Here is a 22,431-nt window from a genome sequence, read left to right as displayed (position 1 = left end):
GTTCACCTACTCTATTATATCGCCACGTAGTAAATACTTACATACAGCAACAGTACTTACAAAGCCTAACATTGCAATTAACAGCGCTGCCTCAAAGTAAAGCTCAGTGCCCATGCTCAGACCATATAAAATAATCAGAGCAATACTATTAATGTACATTGTATCTAAAGCCAAGATCCTATCTGGCACAGACGGGCCTTTCACTAATCGCCACAGATTCAACAGTAACGAAACGCCAATCATCGCAAATACAATCAGGATAACTGTCTCTAACATTCAAAGATCTCCTTTAACGGTGCTTCGTAACGTTGTTTTATAGTGTTAATCAACTCTTTCTCATCTTTTAGGTTAAGCACATGAATGAGTAAATAACGCTGCTCAGGCTCTTCACCTTCTTTTAATGTCTCTTTCCAAGGGTAAACCTCAGCACTAACCGTGCCTGGTGTCAGTGATACTGTGCTGGCAAGAATCGTAATCGGCATGGCCTGGTCAAGATCTAGTGGGACCTTAACAAAGCCCGGATTAAGCTTCTTTGTCGGCCCGAGTATCAAAAGCGCAACTTGAATATTTGCGGTAATGATATCGTACAACACTAACAACAGGTGTTTTAATGCCAGCCCGGGATGTAAGATCAGTGGCTGTTTCGTCCTAAATGGATTAGTAGCCAATGGGATCACTGTCGCTAAAATTGCACCTAAAATCAGATGCCCAGGCGAAATACTGTTATTTAGTAACAGCCAAACACTAAATAGTAATAAACTTCTAAATGGCGTTGGTAGCCACTTAAATCTTGCTTCTGTACGCATTATTTCGCCTCCCCAAGTACCACAGAGATATTCGCTGAGAAGTCATGCAGTTGTTTTGCGGCTTCAATGGCATACTCTGACATATTGCCAGCAAAAATAACCATCAGTGGAGAACCAAGTAAGACAATTAATAACGCAGACACTTGATATTTGTGTGCCTTAACAGGTTCAGCATTGTCTTGCCCTTTGCTTTGGTGATGCCAAAAAACCGTGCTACCGGCTTTTGATATACCAACCAATAAAGCCAGACTCGCCAGCAAATAGAGTGTCCAGAAAATGCCACCATATTCGCTCTCAAACGTCGCCTTCAATAACCAAACTTTACCAATAAAGCCTGAAAGTGGTGGCATGCCAATTACGGTGATTGCAGCGATAGCAAATGCACCGCCAAGCAAAATAGGCTGGGTAACAGGTCGACCAATAGTAATACGATCAGCGACTTTACCTCGTTGAATCCCTATCATATCGGCAAGTAAGAATAATGCAGCGGTAACAAGTGTAGAATGAACTAAATAAAAAATAGCTGCAGCACTGGCCTCTTCTGTTTGCACAGCAACAAGCGCAACCAGCGTACCCACAGATACTATCACTAAATTAGCCACAAGCTTGCGCATGTCTTTACTCGCCAGAACACCAATCGCGCCCATTACAATAGTTGCCAAGGCTAACCACCAAAGCCAACTTTGGGCCATATGGCTTAACTCACCGGCTTCATCACCAAAAATCAGCGTGTAAACTCGCATCATCGAGTAAACACCCACCTTAGTCATGATTGCAAACAGCGCTGCAACGACCGGCATAGCCGTCGCATATGTGTTAGGCAACCATAAATGAAGCGGTAAAAGCGCGCCTTTTAGTGCAAATACAACAAGTAGTAACAAGCCACCAATTTTTGCAAGGTAAACATCATCACCCTGTAAGTCTGTGATCTTGTTAGCCATATCAGCCATGTTTAATGTGCCAAGTACGCCATATAAAATGCCTAGAGCAATTAAGAAAATGGCAGAGCCCACCAAGTTCATTATCACGTATTGTAACGCTGCTCGAGTATTATGCTTATCGCCGCCATGCATTAACAATGAATAAGAGGCAATCAGTAACACTTCAAAGAAAACAAAAAGGTTAAACGCATCGCCCGTTAAGAATGCGCCATTTACACCCAACACTAAGAAATGCAATAAAGGATGATAAAAACTGCCCTTCTCGTCATCGCCTGCACACGCATACAATGCACAAGTCAGTCCAAGCAAAGAAGTAAGAGAAACCAGTAAAGTCGAAAGCGGATCAGCAAACAACACAATGCCGAATGGTGCCTGCCAATCACCTATCACATAGGTTGTGCTACCCATTTCCTTTACTTGTAACAACAGTAGCACCGATGCTAGCAAGGTAATGAAACTGAGCGCCACTGAAGAAAAGCGACGTATCTGCTTATTCTTACCACAAGGTGGCATTAATAAAATAACCCCTGCCAACATAGGAAGTAATACAGGCAGAGAAGTTAAGTGTTGGATCATGCTTTGCCCTTGTTATTATTAGTCGGAACTTGACCATTTACATGGTCATTGCCTAAATCTGCACGCCCGCGGATTGCTAAGATCACCACAAACGCGGTCATCGCGAAGCCAATTACAATCGCAGTTAACACTAAAGCTTGAGGTAAAGGATCTGCGTAATCTGAGCTATATCCAAGTACAGCGGCTTTATTTAACGTTAAACGTCCCGATGCGAATAAAAATAAATTCACTGCGTAAGACAACATAGTTAGGCCTAATACCACGGGAAAGGTTCTTGAGCGCAAAATCAAAAACACGCCACACGCGACTAAAAGGCCGACGCAAGATGCATATAATATTTCCATTAAATGTTTACCTCTTCTTTCGGTGCATTGGCAGTTAATTTACCTAGGCTTGCTAAGATCATCAGAGTTGCACCCACAACAGTGATATATACCCCTAGATCGAATATAAGGGCACTGGCAAGCTCAATCTGACCAATTACAGGTAAGTCAAAGTAATCAAACCATGTTTTCAAGAACGGACGGCCAAATAACCAACTGCCTACGCCTGTTGCTAAAGCAATTGCGATACCCGATGCAATAATTTTACGGTAGTTGATGGTTAAACGCTCTGCTATCCAGTTCGAACCATGCGCAATGTACTGCAGAATAAAGGCAATCGCAGTGATAAGACCTGCAATGAAGCCGCCACCTGGTAAGTTATGGCCGCGAAGGAAAATATAGAAAGACACTAATAGCGCCAGAGGCAGTAGACTTTGTGAGATACTTGCAAGCAACAACGGATAGCGCTCTTTCGCCCAAGGACGCCCTTCACTATCAGAACCCGGCATAAACAGAGGCAAGTTTACTAATAGTTTGTAGATACCCAAAGCAGCAATACCGAGTACACAAATCTCTCCGAGCGTATCAAAACCACGGAAATCAACCAATATCACGTTAACCACGTTAGTACCACCACCGCCTGTTTTCGCATTCGCTAGGAAGAAATCAGAAATACTTGTCAGTGGGCGAGTAATTAACGCATAGCAAATACTGCCAACGACGATACCAATTGTAGAGGCTATGCCTAAATCACGTAAAACACGCACCGAACTTGAAGCTTTAGGAGACTTTTGCGGTAAGAAAAATAGCGCCAACATAAGTAATATAATGGTCACTACTTCTACGGTTAGTTGGGTTAATGCTAAATCAGGGGCTGAGAAGCGTGTAAAGGCAATAGATACCATTAAGCCCACAACTGATAGCATAAGTAGAGAAATCATGCGCTGACGATGCCAAATTACTGTCGCGATTGCAGCTATCATTAACAAACCTGCACCAATACCATTGTGCACGTCTACCGGTGTCAGAGGGTTGTCACCCGCCAATTGCGCCATTTCAAACAATGGCCAACCCGCTGCCAGCAAAACAATCACAAACATCAGCATTAAATAACGTTGCAATGAACCATTTTCAACGGCAGCAATTTTGTTTTGGCTCCATTTCACTAATTTAGACACTGAGCCATCAAACATCTTTTTACCCGTCATTGGCGGCAGTGATGCTTGGAATTGGAATAAATACTTGCGCTGCGTATAAATTAAAATACCACCGGCAACGGCCAGCGCACTCATAAGCAATGGTAAATTAAAGCCGTGCCATAAAGAGATCTTATACTCAGGCACTTGCCCTGCAAGCACTGCATCTGCAGCCGTATAAATAATTTCATGAACAATGAAATTCGGGAACATTCCCACAATCAAACATAGGGCTACAAGTATCTCGATTGGAATGCGCATGTATCGTGGTGCTTCATGAGGCTCTTTTGGTAAATCAACCGGATCGCCGTTAAAGAAAACATCATGAATAAATCGTGCTGAATAAGCCACTGAGAAAGCAGCAGCAATGGTTGCAAGCACAGGTACCAACCAAGACATTGAACCTAATAGCTGTTGATGCAGGGTTTCTGCAAAGAACATTTCTTTTGATAAGAAACCATTCAGTAACGGTACACCCGCCATAGAAGCGGCAGCAACCATAGCAAGTGTTGCGGTATAAGGCATAAATCGCCACATGCCATTGAGCTTACGCATATCGCGCGTACCCGATTCATGATCAATAATACCTGCGGCCATAAATAAAGACGCTTTAAAAGTCGCATGGTTAATGATGTGGAAAATTGCCGCCACGGTTGCAAGCTCAGTATCTAAACCAAACAATAAAGTAATCAAACCTAGGTGACTAATTGTAGAGTAAGCTAATAGACCTTTTAGGTCATGTTTGAACAGCGCAACATAAGCAGCAAATAGCAAAGTCGCTAGGCCTGTAAGACCAACTAAAATAAACCAAAGCTCAGTACCTGCCAGCGCTGGATAAAAACGTGCAAGTAAGAAAATACCCGCTTTTACCATAGTTGCACTATGTAAGTAAGCACTTACAGGTGTTGGTGCTGCCATCGCATGTGGCAACCAGAAGTGGAATGGGAATTGTGCAGACTTGGTAAATGCACCTAATAATACCAATACTAGCGTAGCTTCATATAAGTCATGTGCTTGAATAAGTTCACGGCTTGCTAATATGACATCGATATCATAGCTACCAACAATATGACCCAACATTAACAAACCGGCAAGTAAGGCAAGACCACCACCGCCAGTGATAGTTAAAGCCATACGCGCACCTTTACGTGCTTCTGACTTATCCCACCAATAGCTAATCAATAAGAATGAGCTAATACTGGTAAGCTCCCAGAATAGCCAGAGTTGAAGCACGTTATTCGCCGTTACAATACCTAACATCGCCGTCATAAATAGCATCAGGTAAGCGAATAATTTCGGCATAGAATCTTTTTCACTCAGGTAATAACGGGCATAAAAGATAACCAACATGCCAATACCTAAGATCATAAAAATAAATAGCAGTGAGAGCCCGTCAAGTCGGAATGATAACTCTAGACCAAGTGCAGGCACCCAATTGATGCTTTCACGCAGTACTTCACCCGCAAAAACATCTGCCGCAGAGTTAATGACCAGTATTAAGGCAATAGCAGGCATTACGAGTGTTAAAGCGGTAGTTTGGTTACGCGTTAACTTGCCTGTTAAAGATGAAATAATACTGCCAAAGAAGGATAGCAAAGGTATCCAAAGCAAAGTCATATAATTAACCTTTTTTATTGTGCTGTCACAGAGATAAACAGTGCAACTAAACACTGATAGCCATGGATAGTTATGCATCTAATTGTGCATTTTCTCCATGCAAAACTGTTACAATTTATACTTTATTAGTGTTTGAGTTGTCTATAGTTTTAGGTTCTAGCCGGTTAAATTCTAGACGAAATTAACAAACAATTCAGATTAAATTATAAAATTAGATATAAGCAGACAGCTTAGTTAATAATAGTTTGTGCATTATTTGCCAGCTTTTGCTGCTCGATCAACCAATCTTGTTGTACTTTTTTTTGCCAAAGCTGTCTATATTGTTCCGAAAGTGGCAGCTCTTGAAATTGCATCTTGCTCCATTTGAGCGCAGGTTTAAAAGCGTCAAGTTTACCATTTTGACAGGTCTCTGATTTTACCCAACTCTGAGGCGCATTTTCAGCTGAACCAACAAACAAGTTTGGCGCTTTTAATCCTTTTGAATTACACAACCAGTGCGCTTTTTGGCCATAAATCGCATACTCATCTTCAAAACCACTGAAGTGCATTAATTCATGAACCAGAACGTCGTAATCACTTCTTAGAGTGAGCGTCATCTGTGTTCCTCTTACATTTGCAAGCCCATTTTTTGTCATGACAATTAAGTAGTCCGATTGAGGCAAATCTCGCATCATGTTACAAATTGCAAACCCCTTAAAACCCTCTTCGCACTGAAGTGCATTGCCAGCATAATAAACCTCGCTCAAACAAAAGCTATTTTGCTCTGGCTCTGGCTTTAGCAAGTACTTGTTTCGTAATACATTTAAATGTTGATATGCAGAAAAGCGATCGGCTAATAACAATACATTATTTTTACACTCTGTATTAAAAGCGACTTGTTCAGGTAACAATGCGATAGATAGCCCTTCTAATTGGGCCTCATTCAATTTGTCAGGTGCGATGCCTTGCTGAACATCTAATACTGTCTCTAACCGCTCAGTTGGCTTAAGGCGCTTTGACAACGTCGTTAATTCTTCCCAGCGCTGCTTTAAAACGAGTAGATCAACCAATTCATTCAATCTTGTTTCGGGAATGTTGGTTGGCAAAGCCTGCCAGAGAAATCTTGTTTTATGAAACTCGTCCTCTCGAACCAAATGGAATAGCCAAGCTAAATTCACTTCAGGCTCATCTAAGAGGCGAAGTTTTTCTAGGGTAGTGGCGGGTAAGTAGAATGGGTTTATATCGACAAAATAATACGCTTGAGGAAAGCGCTCTAAAAAATCAGATTGTGAAAGTTTATCCGCAAGCCTTGGGTGATCAACACTGCTGTTAATCACCACAAGAAAGAAGCAAGACCAAAAATACTTAGCCAGCTTTAACACCGGCAAACAGCTCTAGTTCCAATCGAGCATATTTATGCTCAACAAATTCGAATACATTTGTAGCCAGCGCAAGTTTAAAGAAGTCAACCGCGACAGCCTCTTTGCCTCTTGCTTGATATAGCTTTGCTAAGTAAAAATATGCTTCACAGAGTCGCTCAGCATATTGCTGCTGCCCTGCTACACCCTCTGTGATCTGGGCTAAAAACTGAGTTTCGGTTAGCTGACCTAAGTAAAGCTGTACAAGTTGTGTAGACCACTCATCAGGGTTAAGTGCTTGGCTATTGGCCTTCAGTTGCTCATAAGCTGCATTGGAATCTACTTTTGCTTGCGCTAAATATACCCACATAACACGATAAGCATCAGTTGGAGAGCGTGCTAAAAATGCTTCTAAATCTTGGCTAGAAAGCTCTGGCCTACCACCATAATAAAGCGCTATACCACGATTAAGATAAGCATATTGGTGATCTTCATCTAGTTCTAAAACTGCATCAAACATTTCATACGCCTTACCGAAATCTTGAGCAAGTGTATGGTGGATGCCTAAAAAATTATATACAGAAGCTAGATCAGGCTTTAGCTGCACTGCACGATTAAAATCAATACGCGCCAAGGTTGATAAACCAACGCTGTCATAGAGTCGACCTCTTCTCAGAAACAACTCTGCTTTTTGAGCATTATTAATTTCAGGAGAGAGCAACAGCTCCGAATAACGAGCAATTTCAATTTCATTTCTATAATTTGCCGCTAACGGGACACCTAAAGGCACATTAGCCACCGACTTAGCCGTTTGTTTCTCTGAGGTTGTTTGACAACCCGCTAAGGTCATCGCAACCACTGATGCGAGTAGAAATGATTTAAACTTCATTGGCTTCCTTTATGTGATATCAGCAAACTTGAACCATCTTTATATGCTGACACTCGTAATAGCGATAAGTGCCATTAAAACATAAAAAAAGGGGCCTAACAGCCCCTTTTCATTGTTACATGAGAGAAAACAGATTATTCAGCTGGCTTTTCTTGCTCAGCGTCTGCTTTTTTCTCAACAGCTTCTTTGATGCTCAGACGTACACGGCCCTGACGGTCAACTTCAAGTACTTTAACTTTTACTTCTTGACCTACAGTTAGGTGATCAGACACGTTATTTACACGCTCTTCACTGATCTGAGAAATGTGTACTAGACCATCTTTACCTGGCAGTACGTTTACGAATGCACCAAAGTCAACGATACGTACAACTTTACCTGTGTAAAGCGTGCCAACTTCAAGCTCAGCCGTTAACGCTTCTACACGCGCAATTGCATTTTTCGCACTTTGACCATCTGTTGCAGCAATCTTAACTGTACCGTCATCTTCGATTTCGATCGTTGTGCCAGTTTCTTCAGTAAGCTGACGAATTGTTGCACCACCTTTACCGATCACATCTGCGATTTTCTTCGGTGGAATATTCATTGTGTAGATACGCGGTGCAAATTCAGAAAGCTCTTCTGAAGGTGCCGCAATTGCTTGGTCCATCACGCCTAGAATGTGTAAACGAGCCGCTTTAGCTTGCTTAAGTGCGATCTGCATGATTTCTTTTGTGATACCTTCAATCTTGATATCCATTTGAAGTGCAGTAACACCCGCGTTAGTACCAGCTACTTTAAAGTCCATGTCACCTAAGTGATCTTCATCACCTAAGATGTCAGAAAGAACAACAAAGTCGTCGCCTTCTTTAACTAGACCCATTGCGATACCCGCAACAGATGCTTTAACTGGTACACCCGCGTTCATAAGCGCAAGTGACGTACCACATACAGAAGCCATTGAAGATGAACCGTTTGATTCAGTGATTTCTGATACGACACGAATTGAGTATGGGAATTCTTCAAGTGTAGGAAGAACCGCAGCAACACCACGCTTGGCTAAGTTACCGTGACCAATTTCACGACGCTTAGGCGAACCTACAAAACCAGTTTCACCTACACAGAATGGAGGGAAGTTGTAGTGCAACATGAAGTGGTGCTTTTGAGTACCAGTCAGGTCATCAATTAGCTGTGAATCACGCTCAGTACCTAAAGTAGCAGTTACTAACGCCTGAGTTTCACCACGAGTGAAGATAGCAGAACCGTGTGTACGAGGAAGTACACCCGTCATTACGTCTAGTGCACGAACCATATCCGGTTCACGACCATCGATACGCTTTTCACCTGCAATGATTCGACCACGAACTGTTTTCTTCTCTAGAGAACCGAACAGTTTGCCAACTTCTTGCTCATCCAAAGACTCATCTTCAGCAAGCTCAGCAGTTAGTTTTTCAATAACTTCTGCTTTAGCTGCAGAAATCGCTTCTTTACGAGCTACTTTATCAGTGATTAAGTAAGCAGCGCCTACTTTCTCTTCTGCGATTGCAGCGATTTTATCAGCAAGTGTTACGTTCTTTTCTGGTGCTGTCCAATCCCAAGCTGGTTTACCCGCTTCAGCTTTGAATTCTTCAACAGCTTTGATAATAGCCTGTGCTTGTTCATGACCATAAACAACTGCACCTAGCATTTCTTCTTCAGTCAGAACTTCGGCTTCTGATTCAACCATTAATACTGCGTTTTCAGTACCAGCAACAACTAGGTCTAGCTTGCTTGATTCAAGCTCAGTCAGTGTTGGGTTAAGTACGTATTGACCATCGGTGTAACCTACACGAACCGCACCTAGTGGACCGTTGAATGGAATACCAGAAATAGCAAGTGCCGCTGATGTACCAATCATCGCAACCATATCAGGCTGGATGTCAGGGTTTACAGAAACAACTGTTGCGATAACTTGTACTTCATTTACGAAACCATCTGGGAAAAGTGGACGAATTGGACGGTCAATTAGACGCGCGATCAATGTTTCACCGTCGTTTGGACGACCTTCACGCTTTAAGAAACCACCTGGAATACGACCAGCAGCGTACATACGCTCTTGGTAGTTTACTGTTAGTGGGAAAAAGTCTTGACCTGGTGCCGCATCACGCTTACCAACAACTGTTACTAAAACTGAAGTGTCACCGATGCTAGCTAGTACCGCACCGTCAGCTTGACGTGCAATAGCACCTGTTTCTAGAGTCACTGTATGTTGACCTAGTTGAAATTCTTTAATAATTGCTTGCACAATATTTTCCTTATTTAAAACAAAATAAAACGCCAACAATCACCAATTACAGTCTTAAGCAGACTAAATAAATCCGCTTAAGTACTACAATTGGCTAACGCGTCGGCGTTCACTCGACATAATTGCCAAGTGCTTGTAAGTATACTTGTAGAATACCCACAAAAAAAGGGGCGATTAGGCCCCTTTTTTATCATTGGCTAAAAAGCCAACATAAACAAAAAGATTAGCGACGTAGGCCAAGCTCTTTGATTAGTGCAGAATAACGCTCAACGTTCTTACCTTTTAGGTAGTCTAGAAGGTTACGACGTTGGCTAACTTTACGTAGAAGACCACGACGTGAGTGGAAATCATGCTTGTGGTTAGCGAAGTGACCTTGTAGCTTGTTGATGTCAGCAGTTAGAAGTGCAACTTGTACTTCTGGTGAACCAGTGTCGCCTTCTGCACGTGCGAATTTTGCTACGATTTCTGCTTTTTCTTGGTTGCTTAGTGACATAATAACTCCAAAATAAATTTAAATTGTGCTTTAGCCGATCACTAATTCAGCCAAAGCGGGAAGCGGCGCGTAGTTTATCAACATTCGCACCTAAACTCTAGTATTTAATCTTGCTGGCTTGAAAGTGCGCGTTTTGCTTTGAGTAAGCCTTGATCATTACGCTCACCTACACCGGCAAATTGCCCATTGGCAACAACTTTAATTGGACCGTCAGGCAACTCACCACAACTTACCGTTTGACCATGGCCAAATGCAATGCCTTGTGTTTCATCAATTTCAACATAAGGTAAATCAACGAGAGCAGTATCCATAGGTAACAGCAATTCGTCAAGATACGTACTTGCAGGTAAATCTTCTTCTTTCGCCTGATTAAGTTTCTCTTCAATTTGCTCTAGTGTCAGCATCTTATCACTTGGATAATGCCCCACTTTTGAACGATGAAGCATAATCACATGTGCGCCACAACCAAGCTTTTCACCTAGGTCGTCAACAATCGTACGAATATAAGTGCCTTTAGACACATGCGCTGTCATTTGAATTTCTTCATTTTCAGCATCATATTCGTCTAGTGTTAAACTGAACACATTTATCTTGCGGCATTTGCGTGGCACTTCGATACCTTGCCTTGCATAAAAATACAAAGGCTTACCTTCGTATTTCAGCGCTGAGTACATCGAAGGATACTGATCTGATTCACCTAAAAAGCTAGCTACTTGCTCTTCAAGCATTTCTTGCGTCACTGCAACTGGACGGGTTTCGACTACTTCACCGTCAGAGTCTGAGGTAGTGGTACGTTCACCGAGCTTTGCTCTTACGACATATGTTTTATCAGTATCAAGTAAAAACTGGCTGAACTTAGTCGCTTCACCAAAACAAATTGGTAGCATGCCTGTCGCAAGGGGGTCTAGCGCCCCTGTGTGACCTGCTTTTTGAGCGAAATAAATACCTTTCGCGCGTTGAAGTGCTTTATTTGAAGAAATGCCTTCTGGCTTATGAAGAAGTAAAATGCCATCAACAGGGCGACCTTTAGTTCGTCTCGCCATGCTGATTACTCTTCACTTTCTTCCTCTGGGCCGCGTTTTGCATTGTCTTCACGGATCACAGAGTCAACTAAGTTAGAAATACGCATACCTTCAAGAAGAGATGTATCAACAACAAATCTCAGCTCAGGCATAATGCGAGCGCGAATACGTTTGCCTAAAATAGAACGAATATAACCCGTTGCATCATTCAGTATTTGTACGCTCTGTTTGGTTTTGTCTTCATCACTGGTGTTTAACACAGTCACAAAAATTTTTGCGTATGAAAGATCTCTTGAAACTTCAACGGCAGAAACCGTGACAAAACCTAAACGCGGATCTTTAATTTCTCTTTGTAAGATCACAGCGATTTCTTTTTGAATTTGCTGTGCAACTCTGTCAGTACGAGAAAATTCTCTCATTATCACCTACTTGTAATTTAAACCATTGATTTTAGTAATAGTTTTATTCATATATCTAATAGACGAATGGGGGCATATAAATGCCCCCATTTTTATAAATCAGTATAGCAGTGGATTACAGGGTACGCTGGATCTCTACAACCTCAAATACTTCGATTTGGTCGCCTACGCGTACATCGTTGTAATTCTTAACACCGATACCACATTCCATACCGTTACGAACTTCATTTACGTCATCTTTGAAGCGACGTAGTGATTCAAGCTCACCTTCGTAAATAACAACGTTATCACGAAGTACGCGAATTGGATTGTTACGTTTAACAACACCTTCAGTAACCATACAACCGGCAATTGCGCCAATTTTAGGTGACTTAAACACATCGCGCACTTCAGCAAGACCAATGATTTCTTGCTTAAATTCAGGCGCTAGCATACCAGACATTGCTTGCTTAACTTCGTCGATTAAGTGGTAGATTACACTGTAATAACGTAAATCTAGGCTTTCAGCTTCAATCACTTTACGAGCAGAAGCATCAGCACGTACGTTAAAGCCTACAACAATCGCGTTAGATGCTGCAGCAAGTGTTGCATCAGTTTCAGTGATACCACCAACACCAGTACCAACAATCTTCACTTTAACTTCATCTGTTGATAGCTTCACTAGTGCATCTGAAATCGCTTCAACTGAACCTTGAACGTCCGCTTTAAGTACCACATTAACTTCAGACACATCGCCCTCTGTCATGTTAGAGAACATATTCTCAAGCTTCGCTTTCTGTTGACGAGCAAGTTTAACATCGCGGAATTTACCTTGACGATAAAGTGCTACTTCACGGGCTTTACGTTCGTCTTTAACAACAGTCGCTTCATCACCTGCAGCTGGCACACCTGAAAGACCTAAGATCTCAACTGGAATTGAAGGACCTGCTTGCTTAATGTCTTTACCATCTTCGTCTTTCATTGCACGAACACGGCCGTACTCAAGACCACAAAGTACAATATCACCTTGCTTAAGCGTACCTGACTGAACTAGTACAGAAGCAACAGGACCACGGCCTTTATCTAGGCGAGATTCAATGACAACACCTGACGCCATACCATCATGCACTGCTGTTAGCTCAAGAATTTCAGCTTGCATTAGAACTGACTCAAGTAGTTCATCAACACCTTGACCTGTTTTCGCTGAGATGTGTACAAACTGTACGTCACCGCCCCAGTCTTCAGGAATTACATCGTGCTGAGAAAGTTCGTTCTTAACACGATCTGGATCTGCTGTTTCTTTATCAATTTTGTTTACAGCAACAATAAGTGGTACTTCAGCCGCTTTCGCGTGTTGAACCGCTTCGATTGTTTGTGGCATTACACCATCATCAGCTGCAACAACTAGGATTACAATATCAGTTGCCTTCGCACCACGAGCACGCATTGAAGTAAACGCTGCGTGACCTGGAGTATCTAGGAAAGTAACCATGCCGTTTTCAGTTTCAACGTGGTAAGCACCGATATGCTGTGTAATACCACCCGCTTCACCTGATACCACATTCTTAGAACGAATATAATCAAGTGTTGACGTTTTACCGTGGTCAACGTGACCCATAACTGTTACAACTGGCGCACGTGATTGTAATTCAGCAGAACCTTCACAACGGTCATTTAGTACTTTTTCTTCGAGCTCGTTCTCTTTAACAAGAACAACTTTATGACCCATTTCTTCAGCAACAACTTGTGCTGTTTCTTGGTCAAGTACTTGGTTAATTGTAACCATTTCACCCATCTTCATCATGGTCTTAACGACTTCAACGCCCTTAACCGCCATGCGAGATGCAAGCTCTGCAACTGTGATTGTTTCACTGATGCGCACTTCTTGTTTTACGTCTGCAACTGGCTTTTGGAAACCATGTTGTAAAGAAGTAGGTGCCTTCAGCTTGCCTTTACGGCCTCTTGCTGGAGCTTCAGCTTTTGCTGGACCTTTCTTCTTCTTCTTACGACGTGCACTCTTTTCTTCACGCGCATCTGACTCATCTTCTGCTTCACGAGCATATGTTGATGTAGTCATGTGGTGATCTGCTGTTTCTTCGCGCTTCTTGCGCTCTTCTTCTTCCTTTTTCCAACGCGCTTCGTTTTCTTCAGCTAAACGACGTGCTTCTTCTGCTTGACGTTTTGCTTCTTCTTCAGCTTTTTTCAATGCTGCTTCTTCTGCTTCTTTCTGCAATCTTTCAGCCTCTAGACGATCTTTCTCTTGCTGTACTGTATCCACTTGCTTGCTCTGCTGTTCTTTGGCTTTACGCTCAGCATCAGCTTTACGCTTTGCCTCTTCTTTAGCTTTGCGCTCAGCTTCCTCTTTTGCTTTACGCTCTGCTTCTTCTTTCGCCTTTTGTTCAGCTTCTTGCTGAGCTTTCAACTCAGCTTCTTTACGAGCAGCTTCCTCTTGCGCTAAACGCTCTTGCTCTTTTTGCTGTTCAACGGCGCTCTTCTTGACATATGTGCGCTTTTTACGAACTTCAACTTGTACAGATTTCTCTTTACCTGTCGAACCTTTCACGCTTAAAGTGCTTTTGCTTTTACGCTGTAATGTCATACGCTCTGGGCCTTCAGCACCTTTACCACCGTGCTGCTTGCTCAAATGATCAAGTAATTGTGCTTTTTCAGCTTCAGTGACCATATCACCATTGCTTTTGCTGATCCCAGCATCACTTAATTGCTGCAACAGTTTATCAACAGATGTATCAATAGTTTCGGCCAGTTTTTCAATACTTACTTCTGCCATAGTGTGTGTTACCTCCGTTAATAAATTTTATGCGTCTTCACCAAACCAACAGATATTACGAGCAGCCATAATAAGCTCACCCGCTTGCTCTTCTGAAAGTTCAGTAATCTCTACTAATTCGTCAATACCTTGCTCTGCTAAATCTTCAAGTGTCACAACGCCTTTACTTGCCATTACAAATGCAAGGTGACGCTCTAAACCTTCAAGCGCAAGTAAATCTTCTGCAGGCTCTGCGCCTTCAAGACTTTCCTCAGTTTTCAGAGCACTTGTTGTTAGTGCATCTTTTGCACGATTACGCAGCTCTTCAACTGTGTCTTCATCAAGACCATCGATTTCTAAGAACTCAGCCGCAGGCACGTAAGCAACTTCTTCAAGTGAAGAGAAACCTTCATTGATAAGCAAAGTTGCAAAGTCATCATCGATGTCTAGGTTTTCAGTAAATAAGTTGATCAGTTTATCAGATTCAGCAGCATTCTTCGCTTCCATATCTTCTACTGTCATCACGTTTAGTTCCCAGCCTGTTAACTGACTAGCTAGACGAATGTTTTGACCGTTACGACCAATTGCTTGCGCAAGGTTATCAGCTTCTACTGCGATATCCATTGAGCGTGAATCTTCATCCATTACAATTGATGCAACCTCTGCTGGCGCCATTGCATTGATAACAAACTGCGCTGGGTTATCATCGTAAAGCACGATATCAACACGCTCGCCACCAAGTTCTGTCGAAACAGCTTGTACACGTGCACCACGCATACCCACACATGCACCCACAGGGTCAATGCGCTTATCATTTGACTTAACCGCAATTTTAGCACGTGAACCAGGATCTCGAGCTGCACCGCGAAGTTCAATCATTTCCTCGCCAATTTCAGGCACTTCGATACGGAATAATTCCATTAGCATCTCAGGCTTAGAACGCGTTACAAATAATTGCGCGCCACGTGCTTCTGGTTTAACTTCGTATAATAAGCCACGAACACGGTCACCCGGGCGGAAGCTTTCGCGAGGTAACATATCCTCACGGTAAATCACAGCTTCTGCGTTGTTACCTAAATCAATCACAATTGCATCGCGCGTTGCTTTCTTAACCACACCAGTAACAAGCTCACCTTGCTGGTCTTTATAAGCTTCAACAACCAGCGCACGCTCTGCTTCACGTACTTTCTGTACAATTACTTGCTTCGCCATTTGCGTAGTGATACGGTCAAATTTAATTGATTCAATTTGTTCTTCAACAAAATCACCTAGCTCAATGCTGTCGTCGTCATAACTTGCAGCTTCTAAAGTGATTTCAGAAAATGGATTTTCTAATGACCCATCTTCTTGTGGGTTTACTACCATCCAACGTCGGAAAGTATCGTATTCACCCGTTTTACGGTCAATTGAAACGCGTACTTCAATTTCACCTTCATGTTTTTTCTTTGTTGCCGTTGCTAATGCAAATTCTAACGCCTCAAAGATTTTTTCTCTAGGAACCGCTTTTTCATTCGAAACGGCTTCTGCTACTAAAAGTATTTCTTTTGCCATAATAATGCCTCGCTTGCCCTTGTCCTTCGCTCTAATTATTAAAATTTTGCGATGATGTTGGCACGTTCAATATTGCTAAGCATGATCATATGATCTTGCCCATCGATTTTGAGAGTGATCATGTCACCAGATACTGCAACTAAATCACCTTTAAAGTTTCTTCTTCCATCTTGAGGAAGCTTGGTACGAACTCTTAATTCTTCACCTTGTACTTGCTCATAATGAGCAGGCTTAAATAATGGTCTATCAACACCTGGTGAAGACACTTCAAGGTCGTATTCATTTGTAATCGGATCTTCAACATCTAAAATCGCGCTCACTTGGCGACTCACATCAGCACAGTTATCAACCGTGATGCCATTCTCATGTTCGATGTAAACACGTAGAGTTGAGTGTCTACCGGCTTGCACAAACTCTAGACCCAAAAGTTCGAATCCCAATGCTTCAACAGCAGGCTCTAGCATAGCTGTTAATTCTAGCTCGATTTTTGACACAAATATCCTCCATACAAACAAAAAAAGGGCAAAATGCCCAGAGTAATCATGTATCTTTAGCAAGCTTTAGATACAACAACGCCCCGGACCAAGCGGGGCGTCACACTAAATACAAAACTGTGCGGCCTGAGGCCTAGCTTGGTCACGTCAGCGCTAAATACGAACGCTATAAACGCAAAACGCGCATTACAATGAATGCGCGCTACCAGAGTAAGAAAACATATAAATGTTATCTAAAATTGGTTGCGGGAGCCGGATTTGAACCGACGACCTTCGGGTTATGAGCCCGACGAGCTACCAGGCTGCTCCATCCCGCGCCAACGTGCAGCACTACTACTGCAAAACAGGCTGTATTATAGGGAGTGTTCCATAAATAAGCAACCATAAAGCATATAAATAGACTCTGATTTCTTTATTTATAAATAAAAAACAGAAACTCCTGAATTTTTAACTCAAAATTTTTAAAGCCCTCTATACTTTTAATTAAGCGCTTAGACGAGGTGATATCATCAAGTTAGATGATATAAAGATTAATGCAAATGGACGTGCCTAATATTTATGAGGCACTCACTATGAGTTTATCCCCTTACCAATTTCAGCTGTTAACCTCTTCGAGTAAAGATATTTGTGATAATTTTGAGCATTTCTTCACTTACTTTAATTTATTAGTTAAAAAGAAGCTGCCCTCTTTTATTTCTTGCTCTAATCTTTTTGATCATAAACAATACATTTGCTCACTTACTGAACACTTAACTTCTCAACAGAGCATTTGGTTGTATATAGAGAAAAATCGAGCTTATTTAAACCGGCTTTTTCAAGATAAGCACCAAGTAAATGTCTTTCGAGAGGTTTTTCTAATGGCATTAAGCACCACATTAAAATCTAATTTTACACTCGCTGTGCGCAAAGCTTGGCAAAGTATATTGTTTGTCTTCACTAATATGGTACAAACGCAAATCCACGGTTATAGTAATGTTATATCTATGCTGCAGTATCGAAATAAGCGTAGTATGACGACTCAATTGAATGGAAAATTGCATTCAGATCCGTAAACTGTAAGAAATTCGCTTATTAGGAACATAAATGAAAAAAGCACTATTTTTTGCAGGCATTTTTACCGTGTCTTTAACTGGCTGTGATGTTTTCGAAAGTTCGAAGGCACAGATTGAACAGCAATACTTATCTGAGAATCAAGAATTAAAGGCTGCAATTGAAACTATTCGTGAGCATGGATTACAAACTGTTGCAGCATCAGCTGAAAAAGGCAGTGTCGCAGCCTGTGTTGCTACTAGCTTAGATGCTGATCCTATGGGTGCTTTGGTAGAAGTTGAGGGCGCATTACAAGATAGTGCTGACTTGGCTGGGTTAGTCGATACAATCAATAACTTAACCGAACAAGAACTTAGCTTAGAAACAATCGGTCAACTTCTTCAGCATGGAGCTGAAACCGTTGATTATCTCAAAACTTTACTCAGTGAATATGAGCTTTCAGAATTACAAACTCAATTAACAAATTTACTTGAACAGGGCCAAAATAAAACTCAGGATGTCGGTCAGCATTTACGCGAACTGATCGAACAGTGCCAATAGTTACTATCTTAAAGCTTTTTTCAATGCTTTAGGTCCTTCTATTGGACACCCAAATTTTAAGGAAGACTGTTTGTCTTCCTTAAAATATTCTCCAACGACGCTTTTTAGACTTAATCTTATGTACCCAGTTTACTTCGATAGTGGTGACAGCCAAGGTATCTCTCTTTTGCTTAGAAATTAACTCATAGCTAATACTTTCTGTTGAGCCAAAATTCAGCGTATACATAAATGTCCTAGTATTTGCCCAACACTGAAGGATCTTCTTCGTTCCACTCTCTCTTAAACAGTAGTCACCAACATCTGGCGCTGTGACAGCAAACTTCACATCAGTATAGCAGGTTCGCCCTTCATTTAACGCCACGCACTTGCTCGGCATGACGTTTAAGATCTCGGTTGGTCCTTCATCTTTTGTTTGTGCATAACTCATAGAAGTCACAAGCAACGAACAAAATGAGATCATCTTAAAATACATACTTCACTCCTGCAAAAAAGACACGAGCGTGTCTGGAGTGAACAATTGGGCTTTCTACAATATGCGATGAATAAATAAAGCCAGACGCACCAGCACTAAAGACCCAATTTTCAGCTATTGGGTAATCTGCTTGTAGCTGTAAATAAAGTGATGAAGTATTACTTACTACATATTCAGGCCTGAAAGCAGTCGCTTCATCTGCATCAATACCGTAATAATAATCAATAAAGGCAGATGAGTAATAGTTTGCACCTATATTTAACCAAACATCCCAGTTACGTAGTTCGAAGTTGCGAGTTGTATCAAAATGAAATAACCAGCCATCACTGTCTCCAAACACATCAAATACAAGCTCTGTGACGGTTTGAAATTCTCCGTGATTGAAGTAGTAAGCAAATCCTAGAGAAAGGTCATGCTCTCTCTCTTTGATACCAGCGAGTTCAGGCACTTGGTCTTCACTTTCATAATAGCCACTTTCATTAAACGGTTGCTGGTAGCTGCCTAAAATGGCATCGATACCCCAGCCATCTTCAATGACTAATTGGTACCCTAAGTCTGAACCACCGTAGAAATCGCCTGAGTGGGTATTCAAGTAAAAGTTTTTATATTCGATTTTTGCATCAATCAATAAGCCAGGTGCACTAAAATGAGAATTGGCCCCCACGAGCTGAGTCATGGTTGAATCGACCCAAAACGTGCCTAAGCTAAACTGCCATAGCAATTCGTCTTTTTCAAGATGTTCATCTGCGTGGCTTACAGTAGAAAAGAAGCAAAAACAACATAGCAACAGAGTTGTTATTTTTTTCATTGTTTTTATTAAAGCTGTGTTTATTGTCATTCTTCCTTGCATGATAACGTAAGCTTGTTGTGTCCAACAATATGAAAATGATGTACTTACAATTTTACTCACTTTCCCTAATTATGAACAGCACTCAGACAAAAAGAGTTGTAAACAAATGCAACAAAGAACAACGACTATTTGCTGTTAAAATAATTTTTTAAAATAGCATAATATATTTGCTTCACCTGAATTAAATCAGGTATTGCGATACACTCATTGACTTGATGTATGGTTGCGTTGGCTACCCCACACTCGATGACTTGAGTATGACTATTTGAAAAAAAACGGCCATCCGATGTACCTCCTGCAGTGGTCAGTTTGGGGTATTGACCACAGGTGTCATAAATAGCCCGCTCGACTAAGCCTAAGAAGCAATTATTTTGTTTATGCCCAGTGTAATAAGACTCACAGGGCCTTTCCCACTCACACTGTATGTATGCTTGGTTTTCAACTAACGCCTGCTCAACCAGCTTTATAATTGCTTTGCTATCATAGTTATGACTATAACGGATATTAAAAGTAATCTCACAGTTGTCCGGAATAATATTGTCTACACTATTATTCACCTGTAACCCTGTTATCTGCAGCCCCGTCTTAGAGCCATATTCATCCAACTCCCAAACAATGTTGGTCAGACTATTGATTATGTTGCCACTAATATGCGCTGCATTTACACTGTTTTCAGGGTAAGCAACATGCCCAGCTTTTCCTTTTATATGAATACGACCTGATAGCGCGCCTCTACGCCCATTTTTTATGGTATCTCCAGCAATTTTATCTGCGGTCGGTTCACCGACAAGACATGCATCAAGTACTATGTCGTTCTTGGCCAGGTATGCAGCGATTTCCTTACTGCCATATTCAGCTTCTCCTTCCTCGTCAGAGGTAATTAACCAATATAAGCTACCTATTTGAGGTGATGTTTGATTGAGCATTTTTTTGGTCGCAGACAGCATAGCTGCGATACCACCTTTCATATCTGCAACGCCTCTTCCATAAATACAACCTTCAAATATTTCACCTGAAAATGGACATACTTTCCACCCATCAGAATTTGCAGGCACTACATCGACATGACCAATGAAGCCTAAGCTCGGTCCAGGACCGAACTGTTTTGCGGCAACTAAATTTTTAACGCCATTGACATCAAAAATGTCTATGTCAAACCCAAGTAGACTCAGTTGCTCAGACAGCCAACTTAAAGTACCTGCATCATCGGGGGTGATTGACTTGGCCCTGACCAAGGTTTGTACAAAATCTATGACTTCAAGGTCTGCTTTGTTTTCTATAGCTGCACTAATCATAACGTTCGTTTATACATAAAAGATTGAATGTTATTTAAACGTTGCAGTATTGCATTCGTGTGTCACTTTACTTGCAATTTTAAGTCTATGCCGCATGTAAAAATTGATTTTGATACCCAAAAATTAATCTAAATCAAAGTTTCAAAAATTTCTGAAATAACCTGAAATAAAAATTGATCTAGAACAGCTTTCGTTTTCTGGACTGGCCTATAGTGGCTTCAAGAAAAAAATTACATACCTTGCAAAGGCATCAGGAGATGAAAATGAAAAAACTTGGCGCAGCTCTACTTACTACACTTCTAGTAGCAGCTCCTTTAGCACAAGCAAAATTAAGTGTTAATGTTGGTCTAATTAATGTTAACCCTAGCGACACAGCTTCAGCTATTGATCAAAATAAAGCACTTGGATTAGTAGCAGATTCAAATACACAGCTGGGTATTACTTTTGATTATAAATACACTGATAACATTGTATTTGAATTAGTTGCAGCGACCCCATTTTCTCATACCGTTAATGGTGCAGGTGGTCTTGCTGGTGCTGAAATCGCTAAGGTTAAACACCTACCGCCTACATTTTTAGCTCAGTATCACTTTCTTGATTCAACAGCAAAATTTCGCCCATTTGTTGGTGCAGGCATAAACTATACGGTTTTCTTCAGTGAAGACCCAAGTGCAGCGCTTAAAGCGACACTGAAAACTGATGATGTAAAAGTTGAGCTTGATAGCTCTTTCGGCATCGCACTTCAAGCTGGATTCAATTATGACATTGATGAAAAGTGGGGTATCCATGGTATGGTATCAAAAATTGATATCAACACTGATGCAACAGTATATGCAAACGGTGCAAAAGCACTAACATCAGATGTTGAACTTGACCCCGTTGTTGCGATGCTAGGTGTTAAGTACAAGTTCTAAGTAAAAAATACAGTTACTTTCTCGATCCCTAAGGCCACAATCAGTGGCCTTTTTTATTATTGCTTTTCTTCGCCTCTAACATTGCTTTCCAATGTTCTATTTCTTCCGATAATACAGGGGCTGGACCCGAGTAATTTGCTGCTGCAAGCATATCTTCAACAGAGACAATACCTTGTTTGCTTTTAAACACCCCTCTTACATAGGCTATCGCATGAAGGCCTCTCGCCGTTGTAAACTTTTGCTCAATGTAAAAATATTTATGGTCCCACCCAACTAACTGAGTACTGACTTTAAATGATTCAAGCGGTTTAATATCTCGGATATAAGTAATGGCCGTTGCATTAACAATTGGAAACCAGCGACGCTTCATCACTACCTTAAATAGGCCAATCTCTTCTGTCATCCAAGTTCGAGCTAAGTCCATAAAGGCAAGATATCGCGAATTGGTCAAGTGCATATTAATATCGCAATCACTAGGCATTACTTTAAAATCTATTTTGCTAACATCCAGTAAGCCTTTGTATTCATAATTTCTTTTAATCTTTAAAAGTAGCAGTATCAGCCTAAAATACAGGTTCATTTATGGTCCAACCAGTAAGTAAAAAATAAAGTTTAACATAAGCTTAGTTACTCACAATA

The 22,431-nt window shown here is 41.3% G+C and carries 21 protein-coding genes and 1 tRNA gene; 3 read left to right on the top strand and 19 right to left on the bottom strand.

Features of this window, described 5'->3' with window-relative positions:
- Positions 1-6: 6 nt before the first annotated feature.
- The 15 genes from ABMY35_RS16710 to ABMY35_RS16640 all read right to left on the bottom strand — a co-directional run bounded on the left by ABMY35_RS16710 (position 7) and on the right by ABMY35_RS16640 (position 16,988).
- On the bottom strand, positions 7-276 hold the full coding sequence (locus tag ABMY35_RS16710) for a K+/H+ antiporter subunit F (protein ID WP_058029288.1): 270 nt from the start codon (positions 274-276) through the stop codon (positions 7-9).
- A complete protein-coding gene (locus tag ABMY35_RS16705) occupies positions 270-806 on the bottom strand; it encodes a Na+/H+ antiporter subunit E (RefSeq protein ID WP_349287239.1) in 537 nt (178 codons plus the stop codon). Before ABMY35_RS16705 ends, ABMY35_RS16710 begins: the two co-directional genes overlap by 7 nt.
- Entirely contained in the window at positions 806-2,323 is a 1,518-nt protein-coding gene (locus tag ABMY35_RS16700; protein WP_349287238.1) for a monovalent cation/H+ antiporter subunit D, read from the bottom strand. The genes ABMY35_RS16705 and ABMY35_RS16700 overlap by 1 nt, the downstream gene beginning before the upstream one ends.
- Positions 2,320-2,667: a Na+/H+ antiporter subunit C gene (locus tag ABMY35_RS16695; RefSeq protein ID WP_058029285.1), complete on the bottom strand. Its 348-nt coding sequence runs from the start codon at positions 2,665-2,667 to the stop codon at positions 2,320-2,322. Before ABMY35_RS16695 ends, ABMY35_RS16700 begins: the two co-directional genes overlap by 4 nt.
- A complete protein-coding gene (locus ABMY35_RS16690; RefSeq protein ID WP_349287237.1) occupies positions 2,667-5,459 on the bottom strand; it encodes a monovalent cation/H+ antiporter subunit A in 2,793 nt (930 codons plus the stop codon). Before ABMY35_RS16690 ends, ABMY35_RS16695 begins: the two co-directional genes overlap by 1 nt.
- A gap of 230 nt (positions 5,460-5,689) precedes the next feature.
- Positions 5,690-6,826, bottom strand: a complete 1,137-nt coding sequence (locus tag ABMY35_RS16685; RefSeq protein WP_349287236.1) for a hypothetical protein — start codon at positions 6,824-6,826, stop codon at positions 5,690-5,692.
- The gene (gene nlpI, locus ABMY35_RS16680; RefSeq protein WP_349287235.1) at positions 6,804-7,685 is read right to left on the bottom strand and encodes a lipoprotein NlpI; all 882 of its coding nucleotides are present in this window, start codon (positions 7,683-7,685) and stop codon (positions 6,804-6,806) included. Before nlpI ends, ABMY35_RS16685 begins: the two co-directional genes overlap by 23 nt.
- 134 nt (positions 7,686-7,819) lie before the next feature.
- Entirely contained in the window at positions 7,820-9,946 is a 2,127-nt protein-coding gene (gene pnp / locus ABMY35_RS16675; protein WP_349287234.1) for a polyribonucleotide nucleotidyltransferase, read from the bottom strand.
- A gap of 223 nt (positions 9,947-10,169) precedes the next feature.
- The gene (gene rpsO / locus ABMY35_RS16670; RefSeq protein WP_349287233.1) at positions 10,170-10,439 is read right to left on the bottom strand and encodes a 30S ribosomal protein S15; all 270 of its coding nucleotides are present in this window, start codon (positions 10,437-10,439) and stop codon (positions 10,170-10,172) included.
- Between the two features lie 104 nt (positions 10,440-10,543).
- Complete coding sequence (gene truB / locus ABMY35_RS16665) at positions 10,544-11,482, bottom strand: tRNA pseudouridine(55) synthase TruB (RefSeq protein WP_349287232.1); 939 nt, start codon at positions 11,480-11,482, stop codon at positions 10,544-10,546.
- Between the two features lie 5 nt (positions 11,483-11,487).
- Positions 11,488-11,880 (bottom strand): 30S ribosome-binding factor RbfA, encoded by a 393-nt coding sequence (gene rbfA / locus ABMY35_RS16660; RefSeq protein ID WP_058029279.1) that lies wholly within the window; start codon positions 11,878-11,880, stop codon positions 11,488-11,490.
- Between the two features lie 115 nt (positions 11,881-11,995).
- Positions 11,996-14,647, bottom strand: a complete 2,652-nt coding sequence (gene infB / locus ABMY35_RS16655) for a translation initiation factor IF-2 (RefSeq protein ID WP_349287231.1) — start codon at positions 14,645-14,647, stop codon at positions 11,996-11,998.
- 27 nt (positions 14,648-14,674) lie between these two features.
- Complete coding sequence (gene nusA / locus ABMY35_RS16650) at positions 14,675-16,177, bottom strand: transcription termination factor NusA (protein WP_349287230.1); 1,503 nt, start codon at positions 16,175-16,177, stop codon at positions 14,675-14,677.
- A gap of 38 nt (positions 16,178-16,215) precedes the next feature.
- Positions 16,216-16,671 (bottom strand): ribosome maturation factor RimP, encoded by a 456-nt coding sequence (rimP, locus tag ABMY35_RS16645; RefSeq protein WP_349287229.1) that lies wholly within the window; start codon positions 16,669-16,671, stop codon positions 16,216-16,218.
- Between the two features lie 240 nt (positions 16,672-16,911).
- Positions 16,912-16,988 (bottom strand) — tRNA-Met (locus ABMY35_RS16640).
- 540 nt (positions 16,989-17,528) lie between these two features.
- On the opposite strand from ABMY35_RS16640, the gene ABMY35_RS16635 reads away from it, so the two are divergent.
- Positions 17,529-17,723, top strand: a complete 195-nt coding sequence (locus ABMY35_RS16635) for a hypothetical protein (RefSeq protein WP_349287228.1) — start codon at positions 17,529-17,531, stop codon at positions 17,721-17,723.
- Between the two features lie 31 nt (positions 17,724-17,754).
- On the top strand, positions 17,755-18,261 hold the full coding sequence (locus ABMY35_RS16630) for a hypothetical protein (RefSeq protein ID WP_349287227.1): 507 nt from the start codon (positions 17,755-17,757) through the stop codon (positions 18,259-18,261).
- Positions 18,262-18,340: 79 nt separating this feature from the next.
- Here ABMY35_RS16630 and ABMY35_RS16625 read toward each other — a convergent pair whose 3' ends face one another.
- The 3 genes from ABMY35_RS16625 to dapE all read right to left on the bottom strand — a co-directional run bounded on the left by ABMY35_RS16625 (position 18,341) and on the right by dapE (position 20,878).
- Positions 18,341-18,733 (bottom strand): DUF3019 domain-containing protein, encoded by a 393-nt coding sequence (locus ABMY35_RS16625; RefSeq protein WP_138483227.1) that lies wholly within the window; start codon positions 18,731-18,733, stop codon positions 18,341-18,343.
- Positions 18,723-19,541, bottom strand: a complete 819-nt coding sequence (locus ABMY35_RS16620) for a MipA/OmpV family protein (RefSeq protein WP_349287226.1) — start codon at positions 19,539-19,541, stop codon at positions 18,723-18,725. Before ABMY35_RS16620 ends, ABMY35_RS16625 begins: the two co-directional genes overlap by 11 nt.
- 167 nt (positions 19,542-19,708) lie before the next feature.
- Positions 19,709-20,878 (bottom strand): succinyl-diaminopimelate desuccinylase, encoded by a 1,170-nt coding sequence (dapE, locus tag ABMY35_RS16615; protein ID WP_349287225.1) that lies wholly within the window; start codon positions 20,876-20,878, stop codon positions 19,709-19,711.
- A 263-nt stretch (positions 20,879-21,141) separates the two neighbouring features.
- On the opposite strand from dapE, the gene ABMY35_RS16610 reads away from it, so the two are divergent.
- Positions 21,142-21,792 (top strand): OmpW family outer membrane protein, encoded by a 651-nt coding sequence (locus ABMY35_RS16610; protein WP_349287224.1) that lies wholly within the window; start codon positions 21,142-21,144, stop codon positions 21,790-21,792.
- A 40-nt stretch (positions 21,793-21,832) separates the two neighbouring features.
- On the opposite strand, the gene ABMY35_RS16605 is transcribed toward ABMY35_RS16610, so the two are convergent.
- Positions 21,833-22,372, bottom strand: a complete 540-nt coding sequence (locus ABMY35_RS16605; protein ID WP_349287223.1) for a thioesterase family protein — start codon at positions 22,370-22,372, stop codon at positions 21,833-21,835.
- Between the last annotated feature and the right edge of the window lie 59 nt (positions 22,373-22,431).

Origin of the sequence: Pseudoalteromonas sp. BZB3, assembly GCF_040104455.1 — a bacterium.
GTDB lineage: Bacteria > Pseudomonadota > Gammaproteobacteria > Enterobacterales > Alteromonadaceae > Pseudoalteromonas.
This window is presented reverse-complemented; position numbering and strand designations above follow the sequence as displayed.

What these genes read in the sequence shown, in the direction of transcription:
- ABMY35_RS16710 (WP_058029288.1), bottom strand. Translation starts at nt 276, where the DNA reads ATGTTAGAGACAGTTATCCTGATTGTATTTGCGATGATTGGCGTTTCG.
- ABMY35_RS16705 (WP_349287239.1), bottom strand. Translation starts at nt 806, where the DNA reads ATGCGTACAGAAGCAAGATTTAAGTGGCTACCAACGCCATTTAGAAGT.
- ABMY35_RS16700 (WP_349287238.1), bottom strand. Translation starts at nt 2,323, where the DNA reads ATGATCCAACACTTAACTTCTCTGCCTGTATTACTTCCTATGTTGGCA.
- ABMY35_RS16695 (WP_058029285.1), bottom strand. Translation starts at nt 2,667, where the DNA reads ATGGAAATATTATATGCATCTTGCGTCGGCCTTTTAGTCGCGTGTGGC.
- ABMY35_RS16690 (WP_349287237.1), bottom strand. Translation starts at nt 5,459, where the DNA reads ATGACTTTGCTTTGGATACCTTTGCTATCCTTCTTTGGCAGTATTATT.
- nlpI (WP_349287235.1), bottom strand. Translation starts at nt 7,685, where the DNA reads ATGAAGTTTAAATCATTTCTACTCGCATCAGTGGTTGCGATGACCTTA.
- rpsO (WP_349287233.1), bottom strand. Translation starts at nt 10,439, where the DNA reads ATGTCACTAAGCAACCAAGAAAAAGCAGAAATCGTAGCAAAATTCGCA.
- truB (WP_349287232.1), bottom strand. Translation starts at nt 11,482, where the DNA reads ATGGCGAGACGAACTAAAGGTCGCCCTGTTGATGGCATTTTACTTCTT.
- rbfA (WP_058029279.1), bottom strand. Translation starts at nt 11,880, where the DNA reads ATGAGAGAATTTTCTCGTACTGACAGAGTTGCACAGCAAATTCAAAAA.
- infB (WP_349287231.1), bottom strand. Translation starts at nt 14,647, where the DNA reads ATGGCAGAAGTAAGTATTGAAAAACTGGCCGAAACTATTGATACATCT.
- nusA (WP_349287230.1), bottom strand. Translation starts at nt 16,177, where the DNA reads ATGGCAAAAGAAATACTTTTAGTAGCAGAAGCCGTTTCGAATGAAAAA.
- ABMY35_RS16635 (WP_349287228.1), top strand. Translation starts at nt 17,529, where the DNA reads ATGGCATTAAGCACCACATTAAAATCTAATTTTACACTCGCTGTGCGC.
- ABMY35_RS16630 (WP_349287227.1), top strand. Translation starts at nt 17,755, where the DNA reads ATGAAAAAAGCACTATTTTTTGCAGGCATTTTTACCGTGTCTTTAACT.
- ABMY35_RS16625 (WP_138483227.1), bottom strand. Translation starts at nt 18,733, where the DNA reads ATGTATTTTAAGATGATCTCATTTTGTTCGTTGCTTGTGACTTCTATG.
- ABMY35_RS16620 (WP_349287226.1), bottom strand. Translation starts at nt 19,541, where the DNA reads ATGAAAAAAATAACAACTCTGTTGCTATGTTGTTTTTGCTTCTTTTCT.
- dapE (WP_349287225.1), bottom strand. Translation starts at nt 20,878, where the DNA reads ATGATTAGTGCAGCTATAGAAAACAAAGCAGACCTTGAAGTCATAGAT.
- ABMY35_RS16610 (WP_349287224.1), top strand. Translation starts at nt 21,142, where the DNA reads ATGAAAAAACTTGGCGCAGCTCTACTTACTACACTTCTAGTAGCAGCT.
- ABMY35_RS16605 (WP_349287223.1), bottom strand. Translation starts at nt 22,372, where the DNA reads ATGAACCTGTATTTTAGGCTGATACTGCTACTTTTAAAGATTAAAAGA.